The sequence below is a fragment of the Paenibacillus dakarensis genome, assembly GCF_001373415.1.
Classification (GTDB): Bacteria; Bacillota; Bacilli; order Paenibacillales; family Paenibacillaceae; genus Paenibacillus_AQ; species Paenibacillus_AQ dakarensis.
The window spans coordinates 19,254-36,533 of sequence record NZ_CDSE01000051.1; the positions used below are offsets into that span (position 1 = coordinate 19,254).

Genomic DNA, 17,280 nt, shown 5'->3' on the forward strand with positions numbered 1-17,280 from the left:
GAGATACACATGATTTCTTTTTTGCTGACTTTGAAACGTCTGTTGGGCGGACTTTGGGGTGCTTTCAAGCATAAAAACTTTCAGGTGTTGTTTGTATTAATATTGTTATTACTGGTATCTGGAACGTTATTTTATACCAAAGAAGAAGGGCTGTCTGTCATCGATGCACTTTATTTTTGCATTGTAACGCTCAGTACGGTAGGGCATCCGGACTTTGTACCACAGACGGACCTGGGTAAAATATTTACGATGATCTATATTCCCGTGGGAACAGGCCTATTTATAGGAATGGCAGGATACATTGCTTATGCAATGATCAAGAGTAACCTGAGGGATGAGAATGGGGAGCGCAAAAGCCGGTTCACTAAAAAATCTTAGTTAGAAGAGCTGTTTATTGCAGCAGATTATTCTGCGCATAGGCAGCTCTTTTTCTATTCCACCCATTTTAAGTCTATAAAAAGACTTGGTTATAAATTGACTAGAATACCTTTTATATGTAATATAACAGTAAATATTTTCTTTATTTTGTATTATAAAAAAGAATATTTCCTCCAATTTATCCGATGGACAGTATGTACACTCAAGAGAAGAAAACGGAGAACTAAATTGGAAACGCTTTAAAGAGGTGTGAAAAGGGACAGAAATTATATTTATGGAGGGGTTAAGATGAAGAAAGCATGGTTAGCGGGAGGTTTGTCCTTAATGCTGCTTCTGTCGGCATGCGGCGGAGGAACAGGCTCTAAAGGCGCGGATTCCGGTTCAGGCGGCAAGAGCGGCGATGAGAAGGTTAAGCTTGAGGTCATGATGTTCGAAGGTGGCTTCGGATCGGAATGGGTGAAGAAAAGTGCCCAAAGCTACATGGACGAGCATCCGAATGTGACCGTGGAAATCAAGGCTAGTCCGGACATCCATCAGCAGCTTCAGCCTCGATTCCTGTCTGGTGATGCACCGGATTTGTTTAATCCGGGACCGAGCTTTGATATTAAGGGCCTTGTGGACAGCGGACAAATTCTTGAACTCGATGAATATCTGAACGGCAAAGCATACAACAGTGAAGAAAAATGGCTGGATACATTTGAACAGGGACAATTCAATCTGAAGAAGGACGATAAATTTGTAGGCGTACCTACAATCTTCTCCTCTGGTTACACATGGTGGTACGATGAGAAGCTGTTTAAAGACAACGGCTGGGAGCTTCCTAAAACTTGGGAGGACCTTTACACGCTGAAGGAAGAGGCCGGAAAAAAAGGAATCGCTGTATTTGCTTTCCCGGGTAAATTTCCGGGATACAGCTTTTACGGATACTACATGCCACTTGTGCAGCGGATCGGCGGAAAACAGGCCATGCTGGATGCTTACAACCTGAAAGAAGGCGCATGGAAATCCGAAGCTTTCACCAAAGCAGCTGAAGAAGTGGTCAAGATGGTGAAGGACGGCATGTTTATCGAAGGCTCGATGGCTCTGTCCCATACGGAAGCACAGACGATGTTCTTCCAGCGTAAAGCTCTGTTCGCAACAGCAGGCACATGGCTTGAGGGTGAGATGAAGGATGTCATTCCGGATGACTTCATGCTGAGAACGATGAATCAGCCAGCTTGGGATCCAAACGGACAGGAGCAGGATCTTGCTCCAATTTCAACAGGTTGGGGCGGTGCTTGGTACGTTCCGGCACAGTCCAAGAATCCGGATGCGGCGATCGACTTCCTGAAGTATCTCTCCAGTAAGGACCAAGTGAAAGAAATGGTTAAGACAAGAGGCTTGCCGAGTCTGGTTAAGGGCACGGATGAAGCCATTGAGTCCGATGCTTTGAGAAGTGCGCTGGGAGTTATGCAGCAGGCTAGCGGCACCTATGCTCCAACCGGTATTAATGATGCTTATCCGGAACTTATTAATAATATTACAAATCAGTATCATGCACTCCTGCTGGGTGAAGTAACGCCAGAGCAGTTCGCCGATTATGCTGAGAAGAAGGCATCTGAGGTACGGAATGACAGCAGTATTGAGAAAGCAGAATTTAAATAAGCTGCTGAAATTGAATTTATGAATGGACCGATCCTGACTGTCTTTGCGGCAGTTGGGATTGGTTAGTTTACAGAAGTGGTGGTGAAGAGTTGAAGCAAACGAGAATAGAAAAGTTCGCGATCCTTGTATTTCTGCTGCCGGCACTCGCGTTATATTTGATCTTTGTCCTGTACCCGGTCTTCTCAGCGCTCTTGACGAGCATGTACCAATGGAGGGGGATCGGGAACAAGAAATGGATCGGATTCGATAATTACACCAAAATGTTCACCGATGAGAACTTCATCAACGCCTTAATGAATACCGGAAAATATATATTATTCCAAGTGCCGCTGACGGTGCTGGTGCCCTTGTTCGTCGCGCTGATTATTGCTAATTCCAAATCACGGTGGACGAATTTTTATCAAGGAACGATCTTCCTGCCTCATATTTTACCTGGTGTTGCGATTGCGATGCTGTGGGCTACAATCTTTAATCCGGTCAGCGGTCTGCTGAATGGTCTGCTTCGGTTAGTGGGACTGGATATGTGGGCAACCGAATGGCTTGGGAGAACAGAGACGGCTTTCGGTAGTGTTCTCTGGGTAACCGTATGGGGAGCGATTGGTTTTTATACGGTATTGCTGCTTGCAGGTGTACTCAATATTTCAAGAGACCTGTTTGAGGCTGCTGAAATAGACGGTGCTAACAAGTTCCAGCGAAGTATTTACATCATTATTCCGCTTCTGAGAGGGATATTGAAAGTGGTTGTTACCTTTACGTTGATTAATGCTCTGAAAATGTTTGAGATGCCGCAGGTGTTAACTAGTGGAGGTCCGAACCGTTCAACTGAACCGGTGTCCCTTTATATTTATGAACAAGCTTTCAAGAACTATAACTTCGGATACGCTTCTGCCATAGGGGTTGTATTCTTCATTATTGTGCTGCTGATTACGTTGACGACCCAGCGCGCCATGAGAGGTGAAGCGGAATGAGGAACAAGATCGCCGGCAACTGGTTTTTGCACTTCACGATGCTGATAGCCAATATTCTGATTTTTATCCCGATATTATGGGTGATCATGAACTCCTTTAAGAACTCGAAGGACATTCTGACACGGCCATTCTACGTGCCCAGAGAGCTCGAATGGAGTAACTACCTGCGGGCATGGACCGAGGTAGGTTTAGGAAGCGGGTTTATCAACAGTGTCATTATTACGATTATTACTGTGTGCTTAATTGTGCTGTTTTCAGCAATGGCTGCCTATACACTCAGTCACAAGAACTTCTTATTGAAAAAGACGGTTTATGTACTGTTCATCACAGGTCTGATGCTTCCCACGTTTTTGGCTATGACACCTTTGTTCCTGCTGGTGAACGATTTGGGATTGCTCAATAATCATGTGGGACTTATTTTTGTATATGTTGCTTTTTCGCTTTCATTTACCATATTTATGCTGACCGCGTTTTTCAGCCAGATTCCCAAGACCCTGGAGGAGGCGGCAGTCATCGACGGCTGCGGTCCGTTCCGGCTGTTCTTCTCCATTATGTTTCCGCTCGCTAAGCCTGGTCTGGTAACGGCAGCTATATTCAACATCGTCGGGATATGGAATGAATATGTCATCGCATTAATTCTGATATCAAGTGACAACATGAAGACCTTGCCGGTCAAGCTGGCGAATCTGATGATGATTCAGCAGTACCGGACAGACTGGGGAGCACTTTACGCAGGGATTGTACTGTCCTTCGTTCCTATTATTATTTTCTATATCTTTTTCCAAAGAAAACTTATTGAAGGCTCCACAGCAGGTGCTATTAAGGAGTAAAATAAAGACAACCTGAATGAACACTAACCTATCGGCTATTGGAGGATGAACCGTGAAAAAGAATCATATTGCTGTTGTTACACGCGGTGAAAGTGATTTACTGGATGTGATGCGTACAGGGGGTAACCCTGTTACCGTTATGAAACCCGAAGATGTTACGAAGGCGGACTGGGAGCAGTTTGACGCCATTGCGATTCTTGGAGGAACATTGGATAAACCTATTTTGTTCACTCCCGAGCAGCGGACACCTATTGAGGAACAGATGGCTAAAGGGAAAAGGGTATTTTCCGAGTTTACGGCTAGTATTGGGTATGTCTATTCAGAACAGCCTTCCAATACGCGGTACCAGCGACTGGTGTTTTGTTCGGAGGATACTCAGATTGAGGGTCTATCCGTGGGTATGCTTCTGGATGATCAGGCGGGAACACGGATAAAGCCTCATGACATTACATGTGTTCATACGACACCCATCCTTCAATATACAACGATTCATGCACATGACAAGATCGAATTGACTCCAGCATTTCATGAGAAAATAGGAGACCGTGCGCTTTGGTTTGAAGCGCAAGGCAATCTGCTGGTATGTTCCTTCCGCCTTAGCAATTTCGTGAAAGCCAGATTTGCGCCGAAGCAAAGATTCGCTGCGGTCATCGAATTCATTCTGAATTGGCTGTTTGACACGGATCAGAAGTTGCAGAACATTGCTTATGTGTATTCAGGGGGTGCCTTTGATCCGGCGAAGGATTTAGATTCTCAGGTAGCGGAGTGTGCCGCAAAGGCTGTGAACTGGATGAGTAATTCGTCCATTCTCTGTGATAACGGTAAGGCGGGATTACTCGAAGGATTTGCAACGGAGATTAACGCGGATGGTGTTCAGAAGATGAATGTGATCCGGCGTGCTGACTGCATGGGTGAGGCTTCTTTATCCTATTTCCTGTCCCATCTGCTGAACGATAATGCGGATCATCTTGAGATCAGCGATAACTTGATGAACTACATATTTAATTATTATATCTGCAAAGAGAGCGGCGACTTGCAAGGAATGATGCGCTGGACGGATGAAGCTTGGGGTGTGTGTTACCAGGATGATGTTGCGAGAGCTATTATTCCGCAAATGCTTAAGAACCTGTATACAGGATCAACTTATAAAATGGACGATATCCATATGGTACTGAGCTTCCTGGTGAATACCACAGGCAGTGACGGAACCAGAGTATTCCGAACGGACAATAAAGATATGAGCCCGGAGCAGTTACAGAAGCTTCGCAGTGAACCGGGCAATCTGCCAAGTGCCCACTATAATGCATTTTATTATGCAGCCCTTTGCCTTGCTTATCATATTGGCGGAGATCAATCTTTCCTGCATGCTGCCCGTAAAGGGATGGATGCGATCATGGCAGTATATCCGGAAACGACGCGGGAACAGAGTGAAACGCAGGAATATTGCCGCCTTATTCTCCCGCTTAGCTGGATTTATTGGGTGACAGGAGATAGCAAGTATAAGAACTGGCTGTATCAAGTGACGCAGGATCTTCAGGCTCATAAGCATCATTCGGGCGCATACCTGGAATGGGACACAGGATATAAGGCTGATATGCGGAATGAGGTTGGTGAGGGAGAAAGCTCATTATTGGCCGAGAATGGGGATCCGGTAGTCGATTTATTATATTCTAACAACTGGCTGCCGATGGCATTTATCCAGGCGTATTTTGTAACTGAGGATGAATATTTCCTTGAACTGTGGAACGAGACTGCTGTATTTATGATCAATTCCCAGCTGCAGAGCAGTGATCTGAAAATCCATGGAGGATGGGCAAGAGCATTTGATGTGGAAAAGAACGAGGTGTTTGGATCACCTGCTGATGCAGGTTGGGGACCTTGGGCGATAGAATCCGGCTGGACTGTTGCGGAGATTGCCTCCGGCTTGATGATGGGATTAATGAAAGATCAATTAAAGACGTACCACAAAACAAAGGCTCTCGCCTAGAAGGAGACCGTTATGCCCGCTATTGATATGCCGCTTCGTGAATTGTTGAAATACGAGGGAAGAAACCCCCGTCCTGATGATTTTGATGAATACTGGGCATCGGCCCTGCAGGAGCTGGATGCGGTTGATCCGGAAGCACGTTTTGTAAAAAGTGAGTTTTCTGTGCCTCATGCCGAATGTTATGATTTGTTTTTCAAAGGAGTCAGAGGGGCTACGATACATGCCAAATACGTGAAGCCTGCTCATATTGAAGGCAACATTCCGGCAATGCTGCAGTTCCATGGATATACGGGGGACTCAGGTGATTGGAGTGAAAAGCTTCCCTATGTTTCACAGGGCTTTGCTGTTGCAGCGATGGATTGCCGGGGACAGGCCGGCCTTTCCGAAGACCTTGGCGGCATCAAGGGCACGACCTATCAAGGCCACATTATTCGAGGATTAAGTGATGGTCCAGACCAGCTGTTGTTCCGTCATATCTTTCTGGATACGGTCCAGCTTGCCCGCGTCATTATGAATCTTCCTGAAATCGATGAGAATCGTGTCGTTACGAGCGGTGGATCGCAGGGCGGCGCCTTGTCTATTGCCTGTGCCGCTCTTGAGCCGCGGATTAAGAAGACGGTGGCAATGTACCCGTTCTTAAGTGATTATAAGCGGGTATGGGAGATGGACTTTACGAAGTTTGCTTATCAGGAAATCCTGACTTACTTCCGCAATTTCGATCCATTACATGAGCGTGAGGATGAAATATTTAATACTTTGGGTTATATTGATATACAGCATCTGGCTCCGCGTATCCAGGCAGAGACCCTATTTGCTTCGGGACTGGTGGATCAGTCATGTCCGGCATCCTCCCAATTTGCGGTTTATAATAAAATTAAGGCTCCAAAGCATTTAAAAGTATATCCTAACTTTGGACACGAATGGCTGCCTGGATTCAGCGACATAGCGATGCAATTTTTGGTGGATATTTAGTAAGGAGGTTGTACGGGGTGGGCGTCAAGCAAGAGATGGGTAAAACCTTGCTGCATATCAGAAGTCACTATAATGGTCTGACGAAGACGGAACAGAAAGCAGCTCAGTACATCATTGAGCATGCCCCCGAGATTATATACCAGTCCGTGACAGAGCTTGCAGGAAAGGCAGAAGTTGGGGAGACGACCGTGCTGCGGTTATGCCGTAAGCTGAAATTCCATGGGTTTCAGGATTTTAAGCTGTCCCTGGCTCAGGATCTGGTGCAGCCGATGGATTACTTGGATACAGAAGTGACCGAGGAAGACGATCCTTCCGTGCTTACGAATAAAATTGTGACAGCACACATCCAGACGCTGGAGCAGACACGAGAGCTCGTTCATCCGGAAGAACTAGGTAAGGCGATTGAGCTTCTCTACCAAGCGAAGCAAATTCAGTTTTTTGGTGCAGGATCTTCGGGGCTAACTGCGATGCAGGCCGCACAAAGCTTCCTCCGTATAGGAAAGCGAAGCGGCGCCAATGCGGATACCCACTTTCAGGCAGTTGAGGCGGCACTCCTCTCGGATGAGTCAGTCGCTGTGGGGATTTCAATTTCCGGCAGCACGAAAGATACGAATGAAAATTTAACATTGGCGAAGTGTGCAGGTGCCAAAGTGATCGCAATAACAAGTAATGCCCGCTCTCCAATTACTAAAATAGCGGATATCGTGCTGATCATGGTTTCCCGTGAGAGCCCGCTTGAAAGCAGCTCACTTGCCGCCAAAATTTCGCAGCTATCGATTATTGACCTGCTGCATGTCGGCGTATCGATTCGAATGAAAGACCAGGCGCAGAGGTTTAGGAAGCTTACAGCCAAGGCGACCTCGGATAAGCTGTATTAAATGGAGGAATCCACGATGACGCCGAAATGGCTGGAATGGGCGAAAGAGCTTCAGGCGATCAGTCAAGCGGGGCTTGCTTATTCCAAGGATGTGTATGATATCGAACGTTTTGAGCAATTGAGAGACCTCAGCGTATCGATTCTGCATGAGTATACGGATATAGAGCATGAAAAGATCCGGTTCTTATTTGCCAGTGATACAGGATATCCGACTCCCAAAGTAGATATTCGAGGAGTTGTTTTTCAAGACGGAAAAATCCTGTTAGTCAGGGAAAGACTTGATGGAGCATGGTCACTTCCTGGCGGCTGGGCGGATATTGGTCTCTCGGCTAAAGAGGTTGTGGTGAAAGAGATCAAGGAAGAATCCGGTTATGATGTGCGGCCTGTACGGCTGCTGGCTGTGCTGGATAAGAAGTTTCACGATCATCCGCCTGAAGCCCAGCATGTATATAAAATATTTATCTTGTGTGAACTGACCGGAGGCAAGGCTGGTGGGGGAATTGAGACGTCAGAGGCAGCATTTTTTGCTGAAGACCATCTGCCAGGGTTATCCGTTCAGCGGAACACGAAGCGGCAGATTGAGGTCATGTTCGAGTATTTGCGTAATCCGGCCAAGGAGGTCTGGTTTGATTAGGGTTAAGATTTTTTTTGTTAAATAGTGGATCGCTTTAATGTATAATAACAAATAGATATCACCAGAGGACCAGTCTTATATCAGACATCAAGCTTATGACGCTTGGTGTCTTTTTTACTAGAAAGGAGTGATCGATCATGCTGGATATGGAAAAGATCTATTTGGTAACGGACATACCGGGTTATTCTCCCCAAATTAGCCGCTTACTGTCCATGATGAATTATGCAAGGCACACGACGCTGGAAGAGGTAAGGGGATTGAGTGTGGATGAGCTGGATTACCTCATGGATGAGGATAGCAACTCCATTGGTGGACTTCTTCTTCATGCGGCAGCCGTAGAATATGCTTACCAGGTCGGTACGTTTGAGCAAAGAGAATTAACGGAAGAAGAACTAGCCGTTTGGAGCCCAGCACTTAGCTTGGGTGAGCAGGGGAGACAACAAATTAAGGGGCATGAGCTCTCCTACTACATGGAACGTTTAGATGAAGTGAGAAATCGAACGTTTGAACTGTTCCGAACAGTGGACGATGCTTGGCTGACGCACGAGGTGGATTTCTGGTATAACAAGCCGGCTAACTTTTATTTTATGTGGTTTCATGTGTTCGAGGATGAAATTAACCACCGGGGCCAGATCCGAATAATTCGAAAGCGGCTGAGCAGCAAGAAGTATACATAAGGTGGGGCATTTCCTTGATTAAAATTACAACTGAAATTGAAATCCTGGCACCAATCCATATTTGTTTTGATTTTGCCAGAGATATTACTCTGCACACACGGACAGTGTGGCCGCATACCAAAGAGCGTGCTATTGAGGGTGTGCAGGACGGCATGATCGGTGAAGGTGAAATGGTCACGTTTGAGGCGACACACTTTCTTGTCAGGCAGAAGCTCTCATCAAGAATAACAGAGTATAGAAGGCCTTATTTGTTTGTGGATACAATGACTCGAGGTGCTTTCAAAAGCTTGAAACATGAGCATCATTTCTTTGATTTAGAAATGAGCACGGTTATGCAGGATACCTTGATATTAGAAGCGCCGCTGGGGCTGCTTGGCAAGATTGCCGAAAGAGCAGTGTTAAAGACATATATGACCCGTTTTATAAATTATCGAAACCGTGAACTGAAGAAGCAGATTGAGCAGGACTGGCACAGCAAGCATAGTGGTCAATGGTAAATGATCACCATTCCAGCAGGCGGACAGGCGGTTCTTGAAGCCTATGGAGAAGAAGTGAAGCTGACTATTCATGAATAATCGATGGAGGTAGATGATGTGAGACGTCTTCAGATCGGGATGTGGCATCAGTTCAGTCTGGATCACTGGAATGAGGTGACAGGGGAATACATACGTGGAATGGAATTATCGCAATATCAAAGTAAAGAAGCTATTAAAGAAGCGAAAAAATTCTGCAAGAGTTATGATCTCAAGTTTGGGGTGCACGGTCCCATTCTTAATTCATATGGATACAGACTGCCAAAGCTCAATTCACCTAATCCTCTGGAATATGCGGAGGCGCTGAAACAGATTGAGACAGAAGTGAAGCTGGCGGCGGAATGCGGTGCGGATTATATTTTGTTCCATTATCCGTGGTATCCGACGTTTCAACCTCCGTTCACTCCGTATCCGAGACTGCCGGATCCTTTGAGCCGCTATGAATCGGATCAGCTAAGCAAAGCCGAATTTGAGGATATTTCTGAGCGGTTGTTTGAGCGGCTATCTGAAATTCAGCAGCAGTATCGGCAGCGGATTGTGCTGGAGCATGATTTTTTTGGGGATAACGAAGATGTATTTACACGTGCATTTCTGAATCATCCCGATATCCAGCTGGTTGTCGATACAGCAAGACTGGATATTGCCAAACGGGCATTTAAAGGTTTTGATCCTTATCGTTTTCTGGGCAGACTTGCATCTCAGGTATACTTGGTGCACTACAGTAACGTGGTCTATGAAGGGAATGCCTTTAAGCACCATCTGCCTGTTCTCCCGGAGCAAGATGAGGATGAGCGTTATGGTGATTCCTATGCATATCTGAAGTATTTGGCTGAGCGGAATCAAGACTTTCATGTCACTTTTGAGCATGACCATAGATTAATCCGCAAGGACCAGTTACATGATGAGTATCGAAGGGTAGCCGAGCTGCTTGGGATTCATACAGCATCATTTCAAGGCATGTAAGGATGTGCGGCGGCGGGATATGTTAGTCAGCTGTTTTTTCTAGGAGGTGCTTTATATGAGCATTAACTTTCACGATGAGAAAAACAAACATACCTATGCGGCAAGAACCGCTGACTCTGAGTGGATTAAACTGATAAACAGATATCTTGGAAGTAAGCCAGGAACAGCACTGGATATTGGCTGTGGCGGAGGGATCTATTGTAAGGCCCTATCCGATTTGGGAGCAGATCACGTGATCGGTATGGACTTTTCAGAGTCGAATTTGAATGGGGCAAGAGAAAACTGCAGGTCTTATGGCAATATATCTTTTGTACAAGGGAATGCCCTGGATACAGGTTTACCTGATGAGACGGCGGATATGATTTTAGAACGGGCCCTAATACATCATATTCGTGACCTGGATAAATGCTTTCAAGAAGCATCCCGTGTAATCAAATCAGGTGGATTATTTATTGTTCAGGATCGAACACCGGAGGATTGCCTTCTCCCGGGAAGTGAAAGTCATCTTCGTGGTTATATATTCGAGAAATATTCGAAGTTAATCTCAAAGGAGACAGAGAGGAGACACTCCAGTTCTGAGGTCCTTAAAAGTCTATCTGCGTATCAGTTTGAATTGATTGATGAGATAAGTTTCTGGGAAACACGCAGGAGCTATCAAGATGTGCAAGAGTTGAATCTGGATTTGTTGAATCGAACGGGTAGGTCCATACTACACGATCTTGATGATGATGAGCTTCAGGATCTGGTTGGATATATTCTTGAAAAGCTGTCATCGAAGCAGGGAGAGCCCTTAATAGAACAAGATCGATGGACGATATGGATTGCCAAGCGCCGTAATCGATAGAACGTGAGAGGGAAAGAAAATCCTTATGATAAACGGTCTGATTGTCGCATTCATTCTCACAATGATTATACATACTGCAGAGACACTGTCTTATTCCGTGCGTTATGCGGGTGTGAAGCTGAACAAGCTGGCAGTTGCGCTGTCTTTATCGGGGATCATCGTGCTTGTCTCACGAACATCTAACCTGATTCAAGCACCGATCACAGCCAAGTTTGTGGATCATGCTAAAATCGACCCCACACTTGATGTGCTGCAGTACTTGAGATTTATCATATTGGCATCTTCGGTCGGTACGTTAATAGCCATCATATTGTTCCCAACGTTTGTGAGCTTGTTTGGCAGAATAATTACAAAGCTTGAAGTTGCGGGTTCCATTCCTAAACTGATCTCCAGTGTAACGATAGGCCAGCTTAAAAATACAAGGCATTATCTCCGCAGCCCTATGCTTAAGATCAGTCAATTTCGCTATCTGGATGTTCCTAAAAGATTTATTCTGCTGAATGTCGTGGTAACCGCTATCTATACCGTAGGAGTATTGTCTTCACTGTACGCAGCCCATATGATCCCCGCGCTAAGTACTACAGCCTCGCAGTCTTCCGGTATTATTAACGGCATTGCTACAATTATATTGACCATTTTTATTGATCCCCAGTTAGGTCTCATCACAGATAAAGCAGCGCATGACCTGAGAATGCGTGATCAGCTTGGCAAAATATATATGCTTTTAATGGTATCACGGTTCTTCGGCACCATGCTTGCACAGCTGCTGCTTATTCCAGCGGCTTATGTGATTGGCGTGGTTGTAGCTTTCTTATGATTGCGGAAATGGATATACTACCGGATCATTTGTTTTCTACCTGAATATTTCAACAAAAGTCAGCATACATATGGACAGAAGAGGAGTTTTTCGCACAAGTTCATATGAGATAAAGGGGACGAAGCACAAATGGCCAAATCAAAAAGAGGACATTCTCTATGGCATCTTCCATCTCGCGGGAGAGGAACCTGTCCGGTATGTCACAGTACTCGTATTAAATTATTGTATCCACGCACCAAATCGAATGGAACCGCGTTAAAAGTGTGTAAGCGTTGTGACAAAGCAGTCCAATCGCGAATCGACGCTGCGATCTAATGTTTAAACGTTGAAGAACTGTCAGTGCTCTCTTGAATGAGTGCTGGCAGTTTTTTTGATTTGATATAGGAGATTCCTACCACACAAGATTGAGATAAAATGGTAATCACTATATAATATGAAGAAGTTATTGGGAGTTTACAGGCGGTTTTCCTGTATGCAGACTGCCCATTTCTGTCTGAGGGAGAATGCAGATGAGTGATACTTACGTGAAAATAACGCTTGGCGATGAAACTTTTCCTCTAAAGGAAACTCACGATTTTACCTGGCTTCAAGACCTAGGCTCTATTATTCAAGTGTTCGCCCATCAGGATTCAGGTAATATCAGTTTTGGTGTAGAAGCTCCAGATGGAGTACGAAAGTTTATCAAGTACGCAGGAGCACGAACAGCAGCATATGATGGAGAGCCAGATGAAGCTGTCCAGCGCTTAAAGCAGGCGGTTCATTTATATGACGAGCTTCATCATCCCTGCTTGGTCAGGCTTTTGAATCATTATTCAGTTGGCAATGGTTATGCTGCTGAGTTTGAATGGTTTGAGGGAGTGAATCTTCATCCCCATGAAACCTTTCCTCCTCCGGCAAAATACGTTCATCCAGATTCTCCATATTATCGCTTTAAACAGTTGCCAGTTGTTCAAAGATTACAGGCCATTCAAAACATATTTGATTTTCATGTTCATGTTGAGCAGAGGAATTATGTCGCCGTTGACTTCTATGATGGCAGTATCTTATATGATTTCACTCGTGAGGAAGTACGTGTATGCGACATTGATGTGTATCAGCGGAAGCCTTACTATAATACGATGAGCAGGCTTTGGGGCTCTTCGAGGTTTATGTCACCTGAGGAATTTGAAATGAACGCCCCCATTGACAGTAAGACGAATGTGTTTAATATGGGTGCTATTGCTTTTGGACTGCTTGGTGGTGAGCTGGATCGCTCCCCCGAAAATTGGGATGCCGGAGAAGAACTGCATCAGATTGCATTAAAAGCGGTTCATCCGAACCGAGAAGATCGGTATGACGATATAGCAGAGTTCGTTTCTTGCTGGAGAGAGACAGCATCTCAAGAGAGCAGGAACTACCTGTGAACCGAATAATGATAGAAGTTTATAAGAGAAAGCTGTGATATGAGTGGAGAAATATACACACCTCGGTGTCTATGGAGTTTTAATTCAAGATAGAAGTATATTGTTAATTCGTAAAGCAAGAGGACCCTATTTGGGCAAATGGGATTTACCAGGAGGCTCAATCGAATTCGGGGAAGAGCCTGGGCAGACTTTAAAGCGGGAGTTTCTGGAGGAGACGGGGCTTCCAGATATTGAAGGGCATATGAAAACAGCGGTATCATGCACTATTATTTATGAGCAAGCAGATGGTGTTCGGGAGGAAATGCATCATATCGGACTGATTTATCAAGTGAAATTGAAACAGGTAAAGGCCCCAATTAAGAGGCATGGAGATCAGAAGGATTCCCTGGGAGCAGAGTGGATACCTCTCGAGAAGCTGAAGTTTATCCCGATTACTCCTTTTGTGGAGATGGTCACCCAGGAGCTGGATGAGGACAATAAGGAATGATCCCCATACGTGGTGATGTTTGAACCTGTATAGATACACAGAGAAGCCTGCCCTAATTAGAGGGCAGGCTTCTCTGTGGTTTAAAACTTGAAAATATTAATCGTTTTCTGCAATTGAAACACCGAATCATTCATCGCATCTACTTCATCCGCTATCTTCTGAATGGAATTAATCCCCTCATTCATAGAGGCAGACACCTGCTCTGTGCCAGCAGCTGACTCTTGCGTAATTGAGGATATATTCTCTATTGCAGAAGATATCTTTTGCGCGCTTTCCAGCATGGATTCGCTTTCAGCCGAGAAAGCAGAAATTTGTTCGGTTATGTACCGGACGCTTGTCACAATCTCAGAAAACACCAATTCTGCCTCGCGAATCATTTCGGTCTGCTGCCGGACTACTTCTTCATTGATTTTAATATTCTGTCCAGCCAGCTTGACGTCTTGCTCAATGCTGCGAACCAGGTTGAATACTTCACGTGTGGATGATGTGGACTCTTCAGCCAATTTACGAACTTCATGGGCGACAACCGCAAATCCTGCCCCATGCTCACCTGCTCTTGCGGCCTCGATTGAGGCGTTGAGAGATAGCAGGTTGGTCTGTTCGGCCAGTTCTGAGATCGTTTCGGTAATTTTTGAGATGCCCTTAGCATTTCGGGAGAGAGCTTCGATGGATTCCGCAACTTTGTCAGTGGCTTCTATATTCTTCTGCATACCAGCAGACTGATTCGCAACCGATTCGCGTCCTTGTTCAACTAAGCTCAGAGTTTCCAATGAGCGCTGGTTCATGTCTTTTGTTGAATCTGTATAATTGCTGACTTTAATTTCAATTTCACGGATGCTGCCTGCCATTTCGGATACATCTTCAGATATTTCGCCTGCTCCTACGGCCAGTTCATTTGAGGAATGCGAAACTTGAGTCATCATTTCGATCAAATCGCGATTCTTGTTCGAAATATCCCGGCTGGAATTCATGACTTGATGAGTGATTTGAGAAGTTTCCTGCAAAATTTTACGAAGCCTGTCCACCATACTGTTAAAGGTACGGCTCAGATCGGATACTCCTCCAACTTCCGTCACTTTATAGGTGAAATCACCTTTTGCAATCTTTAATGAGACATCCGTTATGTTGGAAAAGGTGTCTGTAAGCGCTCTCTGAACTAGCAGTGAAAGCGGGTATGTAAGGAGAGCAAGTATGGCGACGAGCAATATTCCGATCACAATTTTCCCCATTATGATAAAAGTGATCAGGGTTGGAACCGAAAACAGCAAAGCAACCATATAACATCCGGCAGTTATCTTATTGGATATCGACAGCTTATGTAACCACGACATTGAAGGAATCCTCCTTAGGGACTAGGATAATATTACCGTGATTATAACATTATATGACAAAAGTAGATATATTGAATTACTGCTTATGCCGAAAACGGTTCTAAAGATCTACTTAATCGATATAGAGGGACACGGTGTAATATCCCCTTGTCCCTCTGACAGATCAATAGATCAGTCCCTATTTTACCGCTTTAAATAATACAGAAGCTAAATATTCTGCATTGTTTAAGATCATTTTGTCATGCTGGAATAATGTTTCCCACAGGGTCATATCAAGCAAGGCGCCTTCATCCCGCCGTTCCAGCGGATCCAGATGGCGGGTTTGATCCTGTTTCATCTGATCGGTGAAATGGTTATATTCCAGGGCTTCTTCATTAGAGAATCCGCTCTCCAGAAGACGGCTCTGCCATTCCTGTCGTTCCATTAAATGCGGAATACCGAAAAAATCCTCCAGCTCCTTCAGTGTCTCGGCAGGCATCGGTTTGTCCAGAACCAACTCTCGGTCGTAAAGTGTACCTCCTTTGGCTAGAACACGGCAGTACTCGGATAAGGATTCGGATGCATTGGTAAATACAGTGACAGATTCAGCAATCACAAAATCAAATTGTTCATCCTCGAAAGGTAATGAGCAAACATCAGCTTGTATGAAGTTAATATTCAATCCCATCGCTTTAGCACGCAGACGAGCTTTGTGCAGCATTTTCTCATGAAGATCAATAGCAGTGACCTGATATCCCCGTTCTGTTAAATAGCAAGCAGTCCTTCCCGTGCCGCAGCCAACTTCTAATATCCGGCTTTTTGGAGGAATGTGTTCATTTCGAAACAGACGCAGAGTCGCTTCAAAACCCCCTGGATGTGCACTCCCCATCCCCAACTTAGACAGCATGTTAATGTAATTCATATCATAAGGTCCCCCAGTTCGCGATAGTAATTGGTGAAACAGCCTTCTTTTAATTAACATATGTATCAAAGGCGCTGGGGGTTTAGCTTTAATGAATGAAGAGAGCCCGTTTTTAACATACGAGTTAACGATAACGAAAGCAGGGATAAATGCCATTACGGGACATCAGCCGTTACAGAACTGCTTCTTTCGAAATACATTAGTATTGTGATTAAATCACATGAATTAAAACATTCGGGAGGGATTTTCATGAGCGAAGTTGGATACGGCGGTGGATACGGTAGTGCAGTTGGTATTGTGTTGGTCCTTTTCATTCTGCTTGTAATCATTCTTGCAGCTTGGGTTTAATCAATCAGACTTTAAGATGAAAGAAACAAACACCCGGCCATTTATGGCCGGGTGTTTGTTTTCTAAGAAGATCAGAGCCATTTTTTATTAGATAATTACAATGGACGGGTTTATTTAAAGAGCTTCACACGGTTTTCAAGTGGTTGAAACTCTTTTTCACCTGGTTCGGATAAAGGTTTACCAAAAGGCATTTGAGCGATCAGTTTCCAGCTCTCAGGCAGATTCCATTCCGTTCTAACTTTATCATCAATCAAAGGGTTATAGTGCTGCAAGGAAGCGCCAAGGCCTTCTGCTTCAAGAGCAGTCCACACAACAAACTGAAGCATGCCTGAGGATTGAAGAGACCAGATTGGGAAATTATCCGCATAGAGTGCGAATTGCTCTTGCAGTTTCGCTACAACGCTGTTGTCTTCAAAGAAGAGAACAGTGCCGTAACCTGCACGGAAACCAGCCATCTTTTCTTTCGTAGAAGCAAACTGTTCCTCGGAACCGCCAACAACTTCTTTAAGGACATTTTCTGTCAGATTCCAGAGCTTATCATGCTGTTCTCCGAGAAGAACAACAACACGGGCGCTTTGGGAATTAAAAGCAGAAGGAGTGTATTTAACAGCATCATTCACAATTTCTTGAATTCGTTCATCTGAAATGACGGAATCCTTACTGATTGCATAGTAAGAGCGGCGGTT

At 44.8% G+C, this 17,280-nt stretch carries 20 protein-coding genes; 17 read left to right on the forward strand and 3 right to left on the reverse strand.

The genetic code is table 11. The annotated features are described in order from the left end of the window. The first annotated feature begins 9 nt into the window (after positions 1–9). The 16 genes from BN1234_RS13825 to BN1234_RS13895 all read left to right on the forward strand — a co-directional run bounded on the left by BN1234_RS13825 (position 10) and on the right by BN1234_RS13895 (position 14,014). Complete coding sequence (locus BN1234_RS13825) at positions 10–378, forward strand: potassium channel family protein (protein ID WP_054957254.1); 369 nt, start codon at positions 10–12, stop codon at positions 376–378. A 288-nt stretch (positions 379–666) separates the two neighbouring features. Next, entirely contained in the window at positions 667–2,022 is a 1,356-nt protein-coding gene (locus BN1234_RS13830) for an extracellular solute-binding protein (RefSeq protein ID WP_054957255.1), read from the forward strand. An 89-nt stretch (positions 2,023–2,111) separates the two neighbouring features. Then, a complete protein-coding gene (locus tag BN1234_RS13835) occupies positions 2,112–2,990 on the forward strand; it encodes a carbohydrate ABC transporter permease (RefSeq protein ID WP_054957256.1) in 879 nt (292 codons plus the stop codon). Next, complete coding sequence (locus BN1234_RS13840; protein WP_054957257.1) at positions 2,987–3,820, forward strand: carbohydrate ABC transporter permease; 834 nt, start codon at positions 2,987–2,989, stop codon at positions 3,818–3,820. Before BN1234_RS13835 ends, BN1234_RS13840 begins: the two co-directional genes overlap by 4 nt. Positions 3,821–3,872: 52 nt before the next feature. Continuing rightward, positions 3,873–5,807, forward strand: a complete 1,935-nt coding sequence (locus tag BN1234_RS13845; protein WP_054957258.1) for a hypothetical protein — start codon at positions 3,873–3,875, stop codon at positions 5,805–5,807. Between the two features lie 12 nt (positions 5,808–5,819). Continuing rightward, entirely contained in the window at positions 5,820–6,779 is a 960-nt protein-coding gene (locus BN1234_RS13850; RefSeq protein WP_054957259.1) for an acetylxylan esterase, read from the forward strand. A gap of 17 nt (positions 6,780–6,796) precedes the next feature. Next, positions 6,797–7,657 carry a MurR/RpiR family transcriptional regulator gene (locus BN1234_RS13855; RefSeq protein WP_245640174.1) on the forward strand — a complete coding sequence of 287 codons (861 nt, stop codon included), beginning with the start codon at positions 6,797–6,799 and terminating at the stop codon, positions 7,655–7,657. Positions 7,658–7,672: 15 nt separating this feature from the next. Next, positions 7,673–8,290 (forward strand): NUDIX hydrolase, encoded by a 618-nt coding sequence (locus tag BN1234_RS13860; protein WP_054957260.1) that lies wholly within the window; start codon positions 7,673–7,675, stop codon positions 8,288–8,290. Between the two features lie 137 nt (positions 8,291–8,427). Then, positions 8,428–8,967 (forward strand): DinB family protein, encoded by a 540-nt coding sequence (locus BN1234_RS13865; RefSeq protein WP_082423204.1) that lies wholly within the window; start codon positions 8,428–8,430, stop codon positions 8,965–8,967. Positions 8,968–8,981: 14 nt separating this feature from the next. Continuing rightward, entirely contained in the window at positions 8,982–9,464 is a 483-nt protein-coding gene (locus tag BN1234_RS13870; RefSeq protein ID WP_054957261.1) for an SRPBCC family protein, read from the forward strand. 96 nt (positions 9,465–9,560) lie between these two features. Then, the gene (locus tag BN1234_RS13875) at positions 9,561–10,463 is read left to right on the forward strand and encodes a sugar phosphate isomerase/epimerase family protein (protein ID WP_245640175.1); all 903 of its coding nucleotides are present in this window, start codon (positions 9,561–9,563) and stop codon (positions 10,461–10,463) included. A 55-nt stretch (positions 10,464–10,518) separates the two neighbouring features. Continuing rightward, positions 10,519–11,307 carry a class I SAM-dependent methyltransferase gene (locus BN1234_RS13880; RefSeq protein ID WP_054957263.1) on the forward strand — a complete coding sequence of 263 codons (789 nt, stop codon included), beginning with the start codon at positions 10,519–10,521 and terminating at the stop codon, positions 11,305–11,307. Between the two features lie 25 nt (positions 11,308–11,332). Then, complete coding sequence (locus BN1234_RS13885; protein WP_054957264.1) at positions 11,333–12,124, forward strand: lipid II flippase Amj family protein; 792 nt, start codon at positions 11,333–11,335, stop codon at positions 12,122–12,124. Between the two features lie 129 nt (positions 12,125–12,253). Further along, a complete protein-coding gene (locus tag BN1234_RS22780) occupies positions 12,254–12,439 on the forward strand; it encodes a hypothetical protein (RefSeq protein ID WP_082423205.1) in 186 nt (61 codons plus the stop codon). Positions 12,440–12,633: 194 nt separating this feature from the next. Beyond that, the gene (locus BN1234_RS13890; RefSeq protein WP_054957265.1) at positions 12,634–13,527 is read left to right on the forward strand and encodes a serine/threonine-protein kinase; all 894 of its coding nucleotides are present in this window, start codon (positions 12,634–12,636) and stop codon (positions 13,525–13,527) included. Between the two features lie 43 nt (positions 13,528–13,570). Beyond that, entirely contained in the window at positions 13,571–14,014 is a 444-nt protein-coding gene (locus BN1234_RS13895; protein ID WP_054957266.1) for an NUDIX domain-containing protein, read from the forward strand. A gap of 80 nt (positions 14,015–14,094) precedes the next feature. Here the strand turns inward: BN1234_RS13895 and BN1234_RS13900 are convergent, their stop codons facing one another. Both BN1234_RS13900 and BN1234_RS13905 read right to left on the reverse strand, forming a co-directional pair. Next, a complete protein-coding gene (locus BN1234_RS13900; RefSeq protein WP_054957267.1) occupies positions 14,095–15,345 on the reverse strand; it encodes a methyl-accepting chemotaxis protein in 1,251 nt (416 codons plus the stop codon). Between the two features lie 178 nt (positions 15,346–15,523). Then, on the reverse strand, positions 15,524–16,246 hold the full coding sequence (locus BN1234_RS13905; protein WP_054957268.1) for a class I SAM-dependent methyltransferase: 723 nt from the start codon (positions 16,244–16,246) through the stop codon (positions 15,524–15,526). 249 nt (positions 16,247–16,495) lie between these two features. Here BN1234_RS13905 and BN1234_RS21950 point away from each other — a divergent pair, with 249 nt between their 5' ends. Further along, entirely contained in the window at positions 16,496–16,594 is a 99-nt protein-coding gene (locus tag BN1234_RS21950; RefSeq protein WP_082423206.1) for a sporulation protein YjcZ, read from the forward strand. Between the two features lie 110 nt (positions 16,595–16,704). Here the strand turns inward: BN1234_RS21950 and BN1234_RS13910 are convergent. Then, a partial coding sequence (locus BN1234_RS13910) for a nitroreductase family protein (RefSeq protein ID WP_054957269.1) occupies positions 16,705–17,280 on the reverse strand: 576 nt, incomplete at its 5' end.

Bases quoted from the DNA above. Each gene is read 5' to 3' on its own strand.
- BN1234_RS13890 (WP_054957265.1), top strand. From the start codon at position 12,634: ATGAGTGATACTTACGTGAAAATAACGCTTGGCGATGAAACTTTTCCT.
- BN1234_RS13825 (WP_054957254.1), top strand. From the start codon at position 10: ATGATTTCTTTTTTGCTGACTTTGAAACGTCTGTTGGGCGGACTTTGG.
- BN1234_RS13865 (WP_082423204.1), top strand. From the start codon at position 8,428: ATGCTGGATATGGAAAAGATCTATTTGGTAACGGACATACCGGGTTAT.
- BN1234_RS22780 (WP_082423205.1), top strand. From the start codon at position 12,254: ATGGCCAAATCAAAAAGAGGACATTCTCTATGGCATCTTCCATCTCGC.
- BN1234_RS21950 (WP_082423206.1), top strand. From the start codon at position 16,496: ATGAGCGAAGTTGGATACGGCGGTGGATACGGTAGTGCAGTTGGTATT.
- BN1234_RS13860 (WP_054957260.1), top strand. From the start codon at position 7,673: ATGACGCCGAAATGGCTGGAATGGGCGAAAGAGCTTCAGGCGATCAGT.
- BN1234_RS13880 (WP_054957263.1), top strand. From the start codon at position 10,519: ATGAGCATTAACTTTCACGATGAGAAAAACAAACATACCTATGCGGCA.
- BN1234_RS13840 (WP_054957257.1), top strand. From the start codon at position 2,987: ATGAGGAACAAGATCGCCGGCAACTGGTTTTTGCACTTCACGATGCTG.
- BN1234_RS13850 (WP_054957259.1), top strand. From the start codon at position 5,820: ATGCCCGCTATTGATATGCCGCTTCGTGAATTGTTGAAATACGAGGGA.
- BN1234_RS13830 (WP_054957255.1), top strand. From the start codon at position 667: ATGAAGAAAGCATGGTTAGCGGGAGGTTTGTCCTTAATGCTGCTTCTG.
- BN1234_RS13900 (WP_054957267.1), bottom strand. From the start codon at position 15,345: ATGTCGTGGTTACATAAGCTGTCGATATCCAATAAGATAACTGCCGGA.
- BN1234_RS13885 (WP_054957264.1), top strand. From the start codon at position 11,333: ATGATAAACGGTCTGATTGTCGCATTCATTCTCACAATGATTATACAT.
- BN1234_RS13905 (WP_054957268.1), bottom strand. From the start codon at position 16,246: ATGAATTACATTAACATGCTGTCTAAGTTGGGGATGGGGAGTGCACAT.